Genomic DNA, 14,498 nt, shown 5'->3' on the forward strand with positions numbered 1-14,498 from the left:
TCACAACGCGCGGCGCAGCCACTCCTCGACGCCGGCGACGTGGATCGTCGCCCACGACTTGGCGAGGTCCGGCTGGCGGGCGGTGATCGCGTCGACGATCGCCTGGTGCTGCTCGCGGGTGCGTTCGGCGGCGCCCTCCTGGGTGAGGCCGCGCCAGATCCGGGCCCGGGTCGTCGGGCCGGACAGCCCGTCGATGAGTGAGCACAGCACGGCGTTGCCGGAGCCGGCCGCGATCTGCCGGTGGAACTCCAGGTCGTTGGCGACGAGCGCCTCGATCGTCGGGGTGTCGCCGAGCTGGTCGAGCACCGACTGGAGTTTCGCGATGTCCTCGACGGACATCCGCTCCGTGGCCAGGGACGTCGCGGCCGGCTCCAGGATCCGGCGGACCTCCAGGAACTGCAGGACGGTGTCGTCGCGGTGGAAGTCCACGACGAAGCTCAGCGCGTCGAGCAGCAGGTCCGGGGCGAGGCTGGTGACGTAGGTGCCGTCGCCCTGGCGGACGTCCAGGACCCGGATCATCGACAGCGCCTTGACCGCCTCGCGCAGCGAGTTGCGGGACAGGCCGAGCCGCTCGGCCAGGTCCGCCTCCTTCGGCAGTCGATCGCCGGGGCCGAGCGCACCGGAGGTGATCATGCCTTTGATCTTGTCGATTGCCTCGTCGGTCAGTGCCATGCGTGCCTCCGCGGCGACTCTACGCCCGGCTTTCCAATGTCCAGCCGGTAGAACGCGGCGGCGGTGCCGCCGAAGATTGCGGCCCGGTCGGCCTCGTCGATGTCCCGCAGCAGGTCGCGCATCGTGTCCAGGACGCCGCGGTAGGAGGCGGCGAGCAGGCAGACCGGCCAGTCCGAGCCGAACATCAGCCGTTCGGCGCCGAACAGGTCGAGCGCGGTCCGCACGAAGGGGCGCAGGTCTGCGGGCTTCCAGGAGGCCCAGTCGGCCTCGGTGACGAGCCCGGACAGTTTCGCCGCCACGTTGGGGCAGGCGGCGAGCCGCGCCAGGTCATCACCCCACGACTTCATGACTTGTCCGGAAATATCGGGCTTACCAAGGTGGTCCAGGACGAACCGGACCGACGGCAGGTCGGCCGCGAGGCGGGCGCACTCCGGCAGCTGGTCCGCCCGGACCACCAGGTCGAACGCGAGACCGGCGGCCCCGATCGCCAGCAGGCCCTCCCGGACGGCAGGGCGGTCCAGGTATCCGGCCGGTTCGGCCTGGACCTGCGCCCGAACGCCGACCAGGTGCGACGCGCCGGGCAGCCGGCGGTAGCGCTCCAGGGGCAGGTCGGTGGGGTCCGCCCAGGCCACGACGCCCGCGATCTGCGGCGTCGAGGCCGCGTGCTGGAACAGCACCGCGGCCTCCCCCTCGTCGCAGCGGCCGCCCTCGACGAGGACGGTGTGCGACACCCCGGCCTCGTCCAGTTCGGCCCGCAGGTCCGCGGGGGTGAAGGTGCGCCGGATCGGGGCGAGGGCGGGCTCGTCGAGCCAGGCATACCCGCCGTCGAGCTGCCACAGATGGTGGTGCGCATCCACGACGACGGTCACAGCAGCCCGGCCTCGCGCAGCGCCGGCCACAGGGAGGCGGGTGGCGGCGCGATCGCGAGGGCCGCGTTGCGGCGCACCTGCTCCGGTGCGTCCGCGCCGACGACGACGGCGGCGACCGTGGGGTCGCTCGCCGCGAACGCGAGTGCCGCTGCCGGCAGGGTCGTGCCGTGCCCCGCGCACACGGCGGCGATCGCGCGCGCCCTCGCGACCAGGGGGGCGGGTGCGGCGCCGTATTCGTAGTGCAGGTCGGCGCCGGGGTCGTCGACGGCAAGCAGCCCGCTGTTGAACACGCCGGCGTTGAACACCTCGACGCCCGCCGCCGCGCACGCGGGCAGCAGCGTCTCGCGGGCCGGCTGCTCCAGCAGCGTGAACCGCCCCGCGACCATCACCACGTCCGGGCTGCACTCCTTGACCAGGCGGGTCAGGACCGCGGCGTCCTTCGACCCGGCGCCGATCGCGCGGACGAGGCCCTCCTCCCGCAGCTCGGCCAGGGCCGGGAACCCGGTGCGCAGCGCCACCTCCGGGTGCTGCTCGGGGTCGTGCAGCAGCGCCACGTCGACCCGGTCGAGGCCGAGCCGGGCCAGGCTCGCCTCCAGGGACCGCCGGATGCCGTCGCGGCTGAAGTCCCAGACCCGCCGGTGGGTCGCCGGGACCACGAACCCTTCGGTGTCCATGCCGCCGGCGTAGGCCGGGTCGCCGACCAGCAGCCTGCCGACCTTGGTGCTGATGGTGTACTGGTCCCGCCGGCGCTCCCGCAGCGCTTCGCCGAGTCGCCGCTCCGACAGCCCGAGCCCGTAGTGCGGCGCGGTGTCGAAGTAGCGCACGCCGGCGTCCCACGCGGCGTCGACGGTGGCGCGGGCCCGCTCGTCGTCGATCTCGTGATACAGGTTGCCCAGTTGCGCGCAGCCCAGCCCGAGTTTCATGCCGGCGGCCGCATCCGCAGGCCGTGCATGCCGCCGTCGACGGCAAGGACGGTGCCGGTCGTCGCGCCCGCGAGGGGGCTGGCGAGATATCCGATCGCGGCCGCGACCTCCTCGGCGCTGACCAGGCGGCCGGTCGGCTGCCTCGCCTTGAGCGCGGCGAGCTCGGCGTCGGGGTCCGCGGCCTGGGCAAGCAGCCGGCGCACCCATGGCGTGTCGGCGGTGCCGGGGTTGACGCAGCAGACCCGGATGCCTTCCCGCACGTGGTCGGCGGCCATCGCGGCGGTCAGCGCCTGGACGGCGCCCTTGCTGGCGCTGTACAGCGCCCGGTCGGGCAGCCCGGCGTGCGCGGCGATCGAGCAGGTGTTGACGATCGCGGCGTGCGCGGACCTGCGCAGGTGCGGCAACGCGGCGCGGCTGACCCGGACCAGGCCCACGACGTTGACGTCGAGGACGCGGTGCCACTCGTCGTCGGTGTTGGCCTCCACGGTGCCGACGGCGCCGATGCCGGCGTTGTTGACCAGGATGTCCAGCCCGCCGAGCGCCTCGACGGCCGCCGCGATCCCGGCCCGCACCGTCGCGTCGTCGGACACGTCGGCGGCGATGCCGATCAGCGGCTCGGGCAGCCCTTCGGGCCGCAGGTCGAGGCACGCCACACGGGCGCCCCGATCGGCCAGGTGCAGCGCCGTCGCCAGGCCGATCCCGGAGGCACCGCCGGTCACAACGGCGGCGAGACCGTCAAATTCCCCTTGCACAACTCCCCCAATACATCGGAGGTCTGTTGTCTACCAGTCCACACCCACGAAACACAAGCGCCAAGACTTTCGGCATTCATCCGATGTCAGGGCGTTCATTCGGCAGGAGTCGCGGCCCTGGCGAGGAACAGGTCACGCTCGCGCGCGTTGCCGGTCAGCGCCGCGGCCCGGGCGAACTCGGCCCTGGCCTCCTCGGCCCGGCCCAGCCGGTCGAGCAGGTCACCGCGGGCCGCCGGCAGGTAAGGGTAGGACGTCAGGGCACCGGCGGCGCCGAGCTCGTCGAGCAGTTCCAGGCCCGCCGCCGGCCCGGCCGCCATGCCGACCGCGACCGCCAGGTTCAGCCGCACCACCGCCGACGGCGCGACGTGCGCCAGCAGCTGGTACAGGGCGACGATCCGCGCCCAGTCGGTGTCCTCGGGGCGCAGCGCCCTGGCGTGGCAGGCGGCGATCGCGGCCTGCAGTCCGTACGGCCCGAGCACGCCGAGGGTCTCCGCCGCCGTCAGCGCCGCCAGGCCACGGCGGATCAGCAGCCGGTCCCACAGCCGCCGGTCCTGGTCCATGAGCAGCACCGGCGCGCCGTCCGGGGCCGTCCGGGCGCGGATCCGGGCGGTCTGCAGCTCCATCAGCGCGCACAGCCCGTACACCTCAGGCTCCGACGGCAGCAGGCCGGCGAGGACCCGGCCGAGGCGGATCGCCTCCTCGCACAGCTGCGGGCGGGCCCAGTCGTCACCGGCGGACGCCGAGTATCCCTCGTTGAAGATCAGATACACCACGCCGAGCACGGCCGACAGCCGCGCGGGCAGTTCCGCCGGGGCGGGCAGCTCGAACTGGACCTTCTCCGCGGCGAGGGTCCGCTTGGCCCGCAGGATGCGCTGCGACACGGTCGCCTCGGTGGTCAGGAAGGCGCGGGCGATGGCGGTGGTGCCGAGCCCGCCGAGGGTCCGCAGGATCAGCGCCACCTGCGACTCGGTGCTCAGCGCCGGATGGCACGCGGTGAAGATCAGCCGCAGCAGGTCGTCCTGGATGTGGTCGTCGAGGTCGGGCGGGTCGTCCAGCACGGCCTCCGGCGCGCCGAGGACGGCGAGCTTGCGGTCGTAGTTGGCGCGGCGGCGCAGCACGTCGACGGCGCGGTGCTTCGCCGTCGCCATCAGCCACGGCCCCGGGTCGTCCGGCACGCCCCGCACCGGCCACTGTTCGAGGGCGATGACCAGCGCGTCCTGGGCGAGCTCCTCGGCGAGGCCGACGTCGCGCACGATCCTGGCCAGCCCGGCGACGAGCCGGGCCGACTCGATCCGGAAGACCGCCTCGACCGTGTCGCGTACGTCCACAACCGGTGATTATGCGGGCACCGGCGACACCGGTTCCAGCTCGGCGGTGAACGTGACCGCGGTTGCGCCCGCACAGCACGTGCTCATCTCCCCGCTCCGTCGCCGGTGGGCGGGGGACTGTCGGCGGCCGCGGCGGGATCCGGGCGGAACGCAGCCCGGCTCACCAGCGACCGGACCGCGCCGAGGACCAGCACGACCGCGGCGACCGCGAGGAACACCCACAGCGCCACCTCCATCGGCACGACACCGCCGGACGGCGCCCGGTCGGACAGGCCGAGCCCGGCGAGGTCGCCGGGTGGCGGACCGGTCAGGACCGCCCTGACGTACGTGGTATCCAGCAGCAGGACCAGCCCGCCGAACGCAGCCCCACCGGTGAACAACGCCCATCTGTACATGTGGCCATGCGTAGCAGCGATCGGGGTGAGCACGCCGGGACTGGATTTTCACACTTGCCATTCCATCCCCGGCCGGACTCGGCCGGTCGGCGGGCCGCGGCCACCACCCGACCACGGATCTCGGCCGTTGGGCCACCTCTGCGCGCCGCCTCGGCGTGGGACGCTGCGCACCGTGAGACGGACCCTCCCGGACTGGCTGCTCCTGCCCGGCGCCTTTGCCTTCGCCGTGTCCCTCGCCAGCTACCTGCAGGTGGCCAGGCTCGAGGGACCGCAGCTCGACGACCCCGACATCGAGGTCTACGTGCAGGCCGGCGCGGCGTTCCGGCACCACGAACACGTCTACGACCTGGCGTTCACCGCCGGGCACTGGCCGTTCACGTATCCGCCGGTGACCCTGCTCGCCTTCGACGGGCTGTCCCGGCTCGGCAGCACCCACGCCCTCGTCGCGCTCAACGCGCTGACCATCGTCTCGCTCGTCGTGGTCTGCCTGCTCAGCCTCCGGATGGCAGGCCTGGCCGGTCGGACCGGCCTCACCGGCGCGGCCCTCGCCCTCGCCGCCGGCAGCCTGTGGCTCGAACCCGTCCAGGCCAACCTCAACGACGGCCAGATCAACATGATCCTGGTCCTGCTCGTCATGACGGACTTCGCCCTGCCCGAGGGGCACCGGCTGCGGGGTGCCGCGATCGGCGTGGCGACCGCGGCCAAGCTCGTCCCCGGCATCTTCATCGTGTACCTGCTGATCACCCGACGGTTCCGCGACGCCGCGACGGCGAGCGGGGTGTTCGCCGCGCTGACCCTGCTCGGCTTCGCCGCCGACTGGCGCGACTCGACCCAGTACTGGTTCACCGGCATGTTCGCCAGCTCCGGCCGGGTCACGCAGGACGACGCGCTCGGCGGGTCCCTCGACCAGTCGCTGCACACCCTCGCCGAACGCTGGACAGGCTCGACCGCCGTCTATTACGTCCTGGCCCTCGTCGTGGCGGTGTTCGGCTTCGCCCTCGCCCGCGCCGCCTACCTGCGTGGCGAGGAGCTGCTCGGGGTCGCCTGCGCCGCGCTCACCGGGCTGCTCGTGTCGCCGGTGTCGTGGACGTACCACTACGCCTGGATCGTGCCGGTCCTCGTCGCGACCGCAGCCGTCGCCGCGCAGGTCCCCGCCCGCCTGCGGTGGCTGGCCGCCGGCCTGCCCGGGGTGCTCGTCCTGGCGTTCCTCGCCTGGCCGATGCAGGGCCGCGGCGACCGGATCGTCGCGCCGCGCGGGCTGTTGTGGCACCTTCCCGACATCGAGGACCCGACCACCTGGCACGGCGTGCAACGGGTCGTCGGCGACACGTACACCCTGGTCAGCCTCGCTCTGCTGGTCCTCGCCGCGGTGTGGCTGCGGCCGGTGAAAACCGCTGTCGAGCCGGAGCCGGTCATGGCAAGTTCGACCGTGTGAGCGAATACCTGCGTCTCAACCGCGCCCAATGGGACGAGCGTGCCCCCGCGCACGCCGCGTCGCCCAGCTACTCCCGGCAGCGCTTCATCGACGATCCGACGTTTCTCAGCGACGTCGTCCGCTTCGACCTGCCGCGGCTCGGCCAGGTCGACGGGCTGCGGACCGTGCACCTGCAGTGCCACATCGGCACCGACACGCTGTCGCTGCACCGGCTCGGCGCACGGGTCACCGGCCTCGACTTCTCCGGCGCGTCCCTGGCCCAGGCCCGCGACCTGGCCGCCGCGACCGGAGCTCCGATCGACTACGTCGAATCCGACGTGTACGACGCACCGCAGGTGCTCGACCAGGGCACCTTCGACCTCGTGTACACCGGCGTCGGTGCGCTGTGCTGGCTGCCGGACGTCCGCCGCTGGGCCGGTGTCGTCGCCGCGCTGCTCAAGCCCGGCGGCCGGCTGTTCATCCGCGAGGGCCACCCCATGCTGTGGTCCGTCGACGAGACCCGCGGCGACGGTGTCCTCGCCGTCGACGTCTCCTACTTCGAACGCGAGGAGCCGCTGGTCTGGGACGAGGACAGCACCTACGTCGAGACCAAGGTGAAGTTCGAGAACACCATCACCCACCAGTGGAACCACGGCCTCGGCGAGATCGTCACCGCGGTCCTCGACGCCGGCCTGGACCTCACGATGCTCCAGGAGCACGACAGCGCCCCGTGGGACGCGCTGCCCGGTCACACCGTCGCCGACGAGCACGGCGAGCACCGCCTCGCCGAACGTCCGTGGCGGCTGCCGCAGACGTACACCCTCCAGGCGCGCAAACGGTGACGCTCTAGAATCGGCTTTCCGCCGTTTTTCTCTGCCACAGGAGTGCCGCCGTGTCCGCTGACTCATCGCAGGACGCCGTCTCGGCGGCCGCGCACGCCGCCCGGGCCGCCGCGCCGTCACTCGCCGCGGCCCCGGCCAAGACGATCGACGACGCGCTGCGCGGCATGGCCCGCCGCCTGCTCAGCGCCCGCGACGCGATCCTCGCCGCGAACCGCGAGGACCAGGCCACGGCCGCCGCCGACGGCATGAGCGGCGGCCTGCTCGACCGCCTGAAGCTCGACGAGACCCGCCTCGCCGCGATGGCCGCCCAGCTCGACATCCTCGCCGACGTCGAGGCCGAGCCGGCGCAGCGCACCATCCGCGCCCTCGACGGTGACCTCGTCCTGCAGGAGTGGCGCCGCCCCGTCGGCGTCATCGGCGCCAACTACGAGGCCCGCCCCAACGTCACCGTCGACGTCGCCTCGCAGCTGGTGAAGTCGCAGAACGCGGGCGTGCTGCGGACCGGCTCGGCCGCGCTCGCCTCGGCCGTCGCGCTCATGGACGCCGTCGTCGCGCCCGCCCTCGCCGAGGCCGGCCTGGACCCGGCCGCCGTGCAGCTGGTCCGCACCCGTGGCCGCGACTCCGCCGAGGCTCTCGTCTCGCAGCCCGGCCTCATCCCGCTCGTGATCCTGCGCGGCAGCGGCGACAGCACCCGCAGCCTCGCCGAACGCGCCGCCCTGCACGGCGTGCGCACCCTCGCCCACGCCGACGGCGGTGGCGTGCTCTACGTCGACGCGGCCGCCGACCCGGCGAAGACCGCCGCGCTCATCGACGCCGGCCTCGACCGCCTCGGCGTGTGCAACCGGCTCAACCTGCTCCTCGTCCACGAGTCGCTCTGGTCCTCGACCGTCCCGGGGATCGTGGCCACCCTGGCGGCCCGGACCCCTGCGATCGCCGCGTCGCTGCCGCCGCACCGTCACGCGCTGGGTTACGAGTGGGCGCTGGACTCGGCGGCGGAGGCGACGGTGACGATCGCGCCGGTGTCGGGTCCGCTCGCGGCGGCGCAGCTCGCCAACGACGAGACGTCGGGGCTGGCGGCGGGGATCGTCACCGAGTCCGCTGGTGCGGCGCGGGAGTTCCTTGCGGCGTATGCGGGGACGGGGGCGTTCTGGAACGCTACGACGCGGTTGTTGGACGGGTTCAAGCTGCTTGCGTTGCCGGAGACGGGGATCAACATCGACCGGGTGCCTGGGCCTCGGGGGCCGGTGACGTTCCGGGATCTGTCGTTGCGGCAGTATGCGGTGGTGCCGGCTTCTCGGGTGGCTGAGCTTGCGGGGTAGATACTCCCCCAAGATCCTGTGGTCGTCTTTCCGTTGAGGTTCGCGTGGGGGTACGCCGCCTGGACTGATTCCTGGTGCAGGTCCGCGTAGGTCGGTGGTTCCGCGCAGCCTCCGGCCGCGCGTATGGGTAGCGCGGTCACCGTCCGTGCCGTGTCGAGGTGATCCCAAGCCAGGTCCGAACTCACATGGTCCAGCGCCGTCGAGGTCATCATTCGGTGCTGCCACACCGCCGCCAGTTCCAAAAACGAACAACCCGAACGATCCCAGGGGTCAGAGCCCCACAGATCCTTCGGGTTGTTCGACCAATGATCGATGGCTTTTGGTTTTTGACCAGCGACGGTGTTGTAGCACCGAATGATGACCCCGACGGCGCCGGCGCGGGTGGGTGCGGACCTGGCTTGGCATCACCGCAACTACGGCACGGACCGCAACCACGCCACCCATTCGCGCGGCCGAAGGCTGCGCGGAACCACCGACCTACGAGGACCTACACCAGAAATCAGTTCAAGCGGCGTACCCCCACGCGAACCTCAGCGGAAAGACGACCACAGGATCTTGGGGGACGACGGGAAGGATCAACCCGTCGCAGCAGTGATAGTGGCGACCTCAGCCGGGGTCAGGGCCACCGACGCCGCGGCCACATTCGACTCCAGATGCGAGACCGAGCCCGTCCCCGGAATCGGCAGGATCGCCGAGGACCGAGCCAGCAGCCACGCCAGCACCAACTGCCGCGTCGTGATGTCGTACCGCGCCGCGATCTCCTCGACCGCCGTCACCCCGTCGAGGTTCTGGATCGGCGCCCACGGCAGGAACACGATCTGCTCCTGCTCGCAGAGGTCGACGATGGACTCCGAGCCGCGGTCGTCGACGTTGTACCGGTTCTGGATCGACACGATCGGCGTGAGCCGCTGCGCGACGCGCAACTGCGCCTCGGTGAAGTTGGAGACGCCGATGTGGCGGATCTTGCCGGCGTCCTTGGCCTCGACGAGCGCGCCGATCGAGTCCTCGAGGGGCACCTTCGGGTCGGGGCGGTGGAACTGGTACAGCGGGATCTGTTCGAGGCGCAGCTTGCGCAGGCTGCCATCGATGGCCTTGCGCAGGTGGGCGGGGTCGCCGTTGGCGGTCCACTCGCCGGGGGCCGGGCGCTCCAGGCCGCCCTTCGTGGCGATGACCAGGTCGTCGGCGTACGGGTACAACGCCTCCGCGATCAGCTCCTCGCTCGTGTCGGGGCCGTAGGAGTCGGCGGTGTCGATGAAGGTGACGCCGAGGTCCACGGCGCGGCGCAGCACCGCCACGGCGTCGGCGCGGCTGGGCGGGTCGCCCCAGATGCCGTCGCCGGTGATGCGCATGGCGCCGAAGCCGAGCCGGTTGACGGTCAGGTCACCGCCGAGGTCGATGGTGCCGGCCGCCCCGGCGTGCGCGCTGATCTGCTCTGACATGCGGCGGGATCTCCTAAGAACGAAAGGCAGCTAACCAGCCGAACCTATCCACGGGGGCCCGGTATTCCACATGAGGCAGGTGGGATGCGTGGTGAATTGCTTATGGATTCGAGCGGACGGGAGTGGGTATCGTGGCCCCTCACGCGAAAGCGAACCCGTTTGGAGTGATCCGATGAACGCACAGGACCCGACCGGGGTGGACCCCGACAGCCCAGAGGGCCAGGCCAGGGCAGCCGCGCGACGCGAACACGAGCTGGCGCAGAGCCGCGCCGTGCACGAGGCACGCGGCGGGCGCATCGACGACGGTGCGGTCGACTCGACCGGCCAGCTGGTGCGTGAGGCGCGCCGCGCGACTCAGCTCGACGAAGACATCTGAGCCATCTGAGTTTCTCGCTTCGTCGCGTACATGCGGGCGTCGGCGCGCTGCAGCAGCGCCTCGGCGGCCTTCGGGTCGCCGTCGACGACGCCAACGCTCGCCCGCACCCGCAGCTGGTGCCCGTCGACCAGCACCGGCACGTCCAGCAGGTCCAGGAACCGGCGGGCGACGGCGTCCGCGTCGCGCACGTCGGAGCCCGGCAGCAGCACCGCGAACTCGTCCCCGCCGATGCGGGCCGCGGTCCCGCCGACGGGGACGCTGGCGGCGAGCCGTTCGGCGACACCCACGAGCACCGCGTCGCCGGCGTGGTGGCCGTGGGTGTCGTTGACCATCTTGAAGTCGTCGAGGTCGACCAGCAGGACCGCCGCGATCTGGTGCGACGCGGCGGCGGCCAGGCGGGCGTCGAAGAGTGCCCGGTTGGCCAGGCCGGTCAGGCCGTCGTGGGTCGCCTGCCGGCGCAGCTCGTCCTGCAGCAGGCGGGCCTGGGTCGCGTCGCGGGCGTTGCTGACATACCCGCCGACGCTCGGCAGGTGCAGCAGGTTGCGGCTGACCACGTCCAGCCAGCGCCAGGAGCCGTCGGCGTGCGCGTAGCGGACCTGGTAGCTGACCGACGCGTTCGGGGCGGCCCGCAGCGTGTCCATCGCGGTCGCGAACACCGGCAGGTCGTCGGGGTGGATGTGGGACATGACGGTCGTGCCGAGCACCGCCGCGGGTGACTTGCCCAGCAGTCGCTCCGTCGCCGGGGTCACGTAGGTCAGCGCGCCGGTCACGTCGACGATCGAGGTGATGTCGGTGGAGTGCGCGAGCAGCGAGCGGAAGTGCTCCCGTTGGGTGCCGAGCTCCGACAGCAGGGCCGCGTTCTCCCGGAACGCGAGCAGCTGGCGGACGACGACCAGGGCGGTCGTCGCGGCGAGGCCGCTCAGCAGCAGCCACACGTCGGGGCCGAGCCCGTCGCGCAGGACGACCGGCAGGGCCGCGAAGAGCCCGACGAGGGTCGTGTAGGGCAGCAGGCTGTACGGGCGCCGCGCGGGACGCACCGCACGCACCGGGTCGAGGCGGGCGGAGTGCTCCTGCAGCCGCGGGCCGAGCGCCAGCAGCGCCGCCGGGAGGATCTGCGCGGCCAGCAGCAGGCGCTGGTGGGTGCCGTCGGCGGTGACGAGGGCGCCGACGCCGCCCTGGATCACGGCGGCGGCCAGCATCGGCGCGGCGGCGAGCACGTTCAGCGGGGCGTTGCCGCTGAGCACCAGTTTCACCGCGGAGAACCCGGTGAAGGCGATGATCACGGTGCCGAGCAGCAGCGCGACGGGTGCGCCGCCGATGCCGGTGTGCGGCAGGAGCAGCAGCCAGATGAGCACGCCGGCGCCGATGAGGACGGCGCCGGCGTCCAGCCAGAAACGCACCTTCACCGCGGTCGACGGCAGGTGCGTCGGGTGGGTCAGCATGACCCAGATCAGCCAGCAGGAGCCGGCCAGGATCGCCGCGGCCTGGAACGAGTTCGGCACGGCCGCCGCCGGGCCGGGGTGCAGCCACGCGACGGCGGTCTGGCTGAGGTCGCCGGCGACGAAGAGCACCGCAGCCTGCGCGGACCGCCGCCAGAACCGGCGCGCGTCCGCGGGCAGGCCCGGCAGCGCCGCGACCCGCCGCGAGAAGATCCAGATGAGCAGGTCGTACCCGGGCAGGGCGGACCAGAAGAGCCGCACGCCGCCGGTACCGGTGAGCAGGCAGGCGACCAGGAGCACGGAGGCGGCGGCGAGGGCGATGAGCGCAGGGTCCCGCCGCAGCTGCGTTCTCACGGGATCAGCGCCGGGTTGAGCCGCAGGAACGCGGCGTCGACCTGGGCGACCGGCCCGGGGCGGGCGAAGTGGTAGCCCTGCGCGAGCCGGCAGCCGAGGTCGTGCAGCAGCTGCGCCTGCTCCTGGGTCTCGATGCCCTCGGCGATCGCGGGCAGGTGCCGGCTGGTGCCGAGCTGCAGCACCGCGCGGGTGAACGCGTGGTCCTCGCCGGCGGCGGCGGTGTCCGTCGGCACGAACGAACGGTCGATCTTGAGGATGTCGACGGGGAGCTGGGTCAGGTACGACAGCGACGAGTACCCGGTGCCGAAGTCGTCGATCGCGACGCGGATCCCGTGCGTGCGCAGCCCGTCGAGGGCGGCGAGCAGCGGCGCCGCGTCGTCGGCGACCCCGACGAACACCGACTCGGTGATCTCCAGGACGAGCGCGGCGGCCGGCAGCCCGGTCCGGGCGAGGGTCCGCAGCACCTGGTCGGCGAAGCCGGGCTCGGCGAGCTGCCGCACCGACACGTTCACCGTCAGCGACGTGCCGTGCCGGTCGTGCCAGTCCTTCGCGTCCCGGCACGCCTGTTCGAGGACCCATGCGCCGATCGGCACGATCATCCCGGTCTCCTCAGCGACGGGGATGAAGTCCAGCGGCGGCACCGGCCCGCTCGGCGGCGACCACCGCAGCAGCGCCTCGACGGCCACGATCCGCGCGGACGGCAGCTCCACCACCGGCTGGTAGTGCACGGCCAGCTCGCCGCGGTCGACCGCGTGCCGCAGGCCGGCGCTGATGCGGGTGAACGTCTCGCGGGCCGTGCGCAGTTCCGGGCGGTACACGCTGACCCGGTCCCGGCCGGAGCGTTTCGCCGCGCGCAGCGCCAGCTGGGCGTCGGCGACCGCGTCGCGGGGCGCGGCCTTCGGCGCGAGATGCACGAGTGCGAGGCTGGCGGTCAAGTGTACGGTCCGCGCGCCGACCAGGAACGGCGCCTTCAGCTCGGCCCGCAGGTGCTCGGCGAGGTGCCCGGCGCGCAGCGGGTCGACGTCCTCGATGAACAGCGCGAACTCGTCGCCGCCCAGCCGGGCCAGGGTGTCGGCGGGCGCGGCGACGCCCCGAAGCCGGGTGGTGACGGCGACCAGGACGTCGTCGCCGAAGCCGTGCCCGTGCGCGTCGTTGACGTCGGTGAAGCGGTCCAGGTCGAGCAGGATCAGCGCGTGCCGGCCCTGATCGTCGGTTCTCGTCAGCGCCCACTCCATGCGCTGGGTGAGCAGCGCGCGGTTGGCCAGGCCCGTGGTCGGGTCGTGCAGGGCGCCGTGGCGCAGCTGGTGCTCCAGGGCCTCCCGCTCGGCGAGGGCCTCGGTGAGCTCCCGGCCGCGCCGTTCCAGCTCGCCGGCGTGCCGGTCGAGGTCGGCGGAGCGGCGCTGCGCGACCCGGGCCAGGCCGCCGAGGCGCAGCACCAGCAGCAGCGACAGGGTCGCCGACACGACCGCCGGCACCACGAGGTGATCGCCGTCCTGTCGCACGACGAACGCCAGCGGCCCGATCAGCGCCGCGCCGCCGAACATCACGATCCGTGCCCGGGAGGCGACCTGGCCGTCGCCGGTGTGGTCCTCTGCGACGGACCCGGGCCGTTCCCGTTGCAGCCCGGCGAGGCCGAGCGCCAGGTACGACAGCAGCCACAACACGTTGTCGAGGAGAGCCACGGACCGGGTCCCGCCGGTCGCGGCGTGCGCGAAGAAGATGAAGTTGGCCGCCAGCAGCAGCCCCAGGCCGAGCAGGACGAGCCGGTTGGCACAGCTCTGCATCGCGTCGGTGAACAGCACCCGCACCCCGGTCGCGAACAGCACCAGGTCGCACACCGGGTACAACAGGGCCAGCGCCGTCGCGCCCGGCCCGCCCGGGTCGGCGTGGTGCAGGTACGGGTGGACCAGGACCATCCAGTCGACCAGCGCCAGCCCCGCCGCGATGATCGACGCGTCGAGCAGCGCGGTGCGGGCCCGCCCGCCGGTCGCGCGGACCAGGCCCGCCATCAGCAGCCCGTAGGACACCAGGTAGCCGATGTCGTTCCAGGACGGGAACGGGACCGCCCCGTCGTGACGCAGGTCCTCCACCGACCACACGACGTCCGACGCGAGCCGCACCGCGACGCCCGCCACGACCAGCCGCCACGGCGCCGCGACCACCCCGCGGTCCCGCCAGACCCGCACGAGCAGTGGCGACGCACACACGATCGCGGTCAGCAGCCAGATGACGTGGCCGATCCGCCCGGTCGTCAGCGACGACGCGACGATCCCGACCACGCCGAAGGCGAGCAGCACCCGTTTCGTTGTGTGCACACGCGCCTCCTGTCAGTGACCTGAGTTGAGTCCACCTCCGAGTGGTTGCGCCCGGGTTGCC

General features: G+C 72.8%; 13 protein-coding genes. 4 read left to right on the forward strand and 9 right to left on the reverse strand.

The features are described 5' to 3' along the window. The 6 genes from AB0K00_RS24245 to AB0K00_RS24270 form a co-directional block, all read right to left on the reverse strand. Entirely contained in the window at positions 1 to 672 is a 672-nt protein-coding gene (locus tag AB0K00_RS24245; protein WP_363523771.1) for a FadR/GntR family transcriptional regulator, read from the reverse strand. After that, positions 663 to 1,541, reverse strand: a complete 879-nt coding sequence (locus tag AB0K00_RS24250; RefSeq protein ID WP_363523772.1) for an amidohydrolase family protein — start codon at positions 1,539 to 1,541, stop codon at positions 663 to 665. Before AB0K00_RS24250 ends, AB0K00_RS24245 begins: the two co-directional genes overlap by 10 nt. Then, positions 1,538 to 2,464 (reverse strand): aldo/keto reductase, encoded by a 927-nt coding sequence (locus AB0K00_RS24255; protein ID WP_363523773.1) that lies wholly within the window; start codon positions 2,462 to 2,464, stop codon positions 1,538 to 1,540. Before AB0K00_RS24255 ends, AB0K00_RS24250 begins: the two co-directional genes overlap by 4 nt. Next, a complete protein-coding gene (locus AB0K00_RS24260) occupies positions 2,461 to 3,216 on the reverse strand; it encodes an SDR family oxidoreductase (RefSeq protein WP_363523774.1) in 756 nt (251 codons plus the stop codon). The genes AB0K00_RS24255 and AB0K00_RS24260 overlap by 4 nt, the downstream gene beginning before the upstream one ends. A 95-nt stretch (positions 3,217 to 3,311) precedes the next feature. Further along, the gene (locus tag AB0K00_RS24265; RefSeq protein ID WP_363523775.1) at positions 3,312 to 4,544 is read right to left on the reverse strand and encodes an RNA polymerase sigma factor; all 1,233 of its coding nucleotides are present in this window, start codon (positions 4,542 to 4,544) and stop codon (positions 3,312 to 3,314) included. Between the two features lie 83 nt (positions 4,545 to 4,627). Next, complete coding sequence (locus tag AB0K00_RS24270; RefSeq protein WP_363523776.1) at positions 4,628 to 4,939, reverse strand: hypothetical protein; 312 nt, start codon at positions 4,937 to 4,939, stop codon at positions 4,628 to 4,630. Positions 4,940 to 5,111: 172 nt separating this feature from the next. On the opposite strand from AB0K00_RS24270, the gene AB0K00_RS24275 reads away from it, so the two are divergent. Genes AB0K00_RS24275 through AB0K00_RS24285 form a run of 3 tightly spaced genes read left to right on the forward strand, consistent with a single transcriptional unit; the run spans position 5,112 to position 8,514 of the window. Further along, the gene (locus AB0K00_RS24275) at positions 5,112 to 6,374 is read left to right on the forward strand and encodes a glycosyltransferase 87 family protein (RefSeq protein WP_363523777.1); all 1,263 of its coding nucleotides are present in this window, start codon (positions 5,112 to 5,114) and stop codon (positions 6,372 to 6,374) included. Next, on the forward strand, positions 6,371 to 7,195 hold the full coding sequence (locus tag AB0K00_RS24280; RefSeq protein WP_363523778.1) for a class I SAM-dependent methyltransferase: 825 nt from the start codon (positions 6,371 to 6,373) through the stop codon (positions 7,193 to 7,195). Before AB0K00_RS24275 ends, AB0K00_RS24280 begins: the two co-directional genes overlap by 4 nt. Positions 7,196 to 7,245: 50 nt before the next feature. Beyond that, on the forward strand, positions 7,246 to 8,514 hold the full coding sequence (locus AB0K00_RS24285; protein WP_363523779.1) for an aldehyde dehydrogenase family protein: 1,269 nt from the start codon (positions 7,246 to 7,248) through the stop codon (positions 8,512 to 8,514). Positions 8,515 to 9,089: 575 nt separating this feature from the next. Here the strand turns inward: AB0K00_RS24285 and AB0K00_RS24290 are convergent. After that, complete coding sequence (locus AB0K00_RS24290) at positions 9,090 to 9,953, reverse strand: aldo/keto reductase (protein WP_363523780.1); 864 nt, start codon at positions 9,951 to 9,953, stop codon at positions 9,090 to 9,092. 172 nt (positions 9,954 to 10,125) lie between these two features. On the opposite strand from AB0K00_RS24290, the gene AB0K00_RS24295 reads away from it, so the two are divergent. Then, complete coding sequence (locus AB0K00_RS24295; protein ID WP_363523781.1) at positions 10,126 to 10,329, forward strand: hypothetical protein; 204 nt, start codon at positions 10,126 to 10,128, stop codon at positions 10,327 to 10,329. Here the strand turns inward: AB0K00_RS24295 and AB0K00_RS24300 are convergent. Both AB0K00_RS24300 and AB0K00_RS24305 read right to left on the reverse strand, forming a co-directional pair. Then, positions 10,308 to 12,122, reverse strand: a complete 1,815-nt coding sequence (locus tag AB0K00_RS24300; RefSeq protein ID WP_363523782.1) for a sensor domain-containing diguanylate cyclase — start codon at positions 12,120 to 12,122, stop codon at positions 10,308 to 10,310. The two genes, AB0K00_RS24295 and AB0K00_RS24300, sit on opposite strands and share 22 nt — an antisense overlap. After that, on the reverse strand, positions 12,119 to 14,437 hold the full coding sequence (locus AB0K00_RS24305) for a bifunctional diguanylate cyclase/phosphodiesterase (protein WP_363523783.1): 2,319 nt from the start codon (positions 14,435 to 14,437) through the stop codon (positions 12,119 to 12,121). Before AB0K00_RS24305 ends, AB0K00_RS24300 begins: the two co-directional genes overlap by 4 nt. Positions 14,438 to 14,498 lie beyond the last annotated feature (61 nt).

It is taken from the genome of Dactylosporangium sp. NPDC049525, from assembly GCF_040676755.1.
Lineage (GTDB): Bacteria > Actinomycetota > Actinomycetes > Mycobacteriales > Micromonosporaceae > Dactylosporangium.

What these genes read in the sequence shown, in the direction of transcription:
- AB0K00_RS24255 (WP_363523773.1), bottom strand. Translation starts at nt 2,464, where the DNA reads ATGAAACTCGGGCTGGGCTGCGCGCAACTGGGCAACCTGTATCACGAG.
- AB0K00_RS24295 (WP_363523781.1), top strand. Translation starts at nt 10,126, where the DNA reads ATGAACGCACAGGACCCGACCGGGGTGGACCCCGACAGCCCAGAGGGC.
- AB0K00_RS24290 (WP_363523780.1), bottom strand. Translation starts at nt 9,953, where the DNA reads ATGTCAGAGCAGATCAGCGCGCACGCCGGGGCGGCCGGCACCATCGAC.
- AB0K00_RS24270 (WP_363523776.1), bottom strand. Translation starts at nt 4,939, where the DNA reads ATGTACAGATGGGCGTTGTTCACCGGTGGGGCTGCGTTCGGCGGGCTG.
- AB0K00_RS24245 (WP_363523771.1), bottom strand. Translation starts at nt 672, where the DNA reads ATGGCACTGACCGACGAGGCAATCGACAAGATCAAAGGCATGATCACC.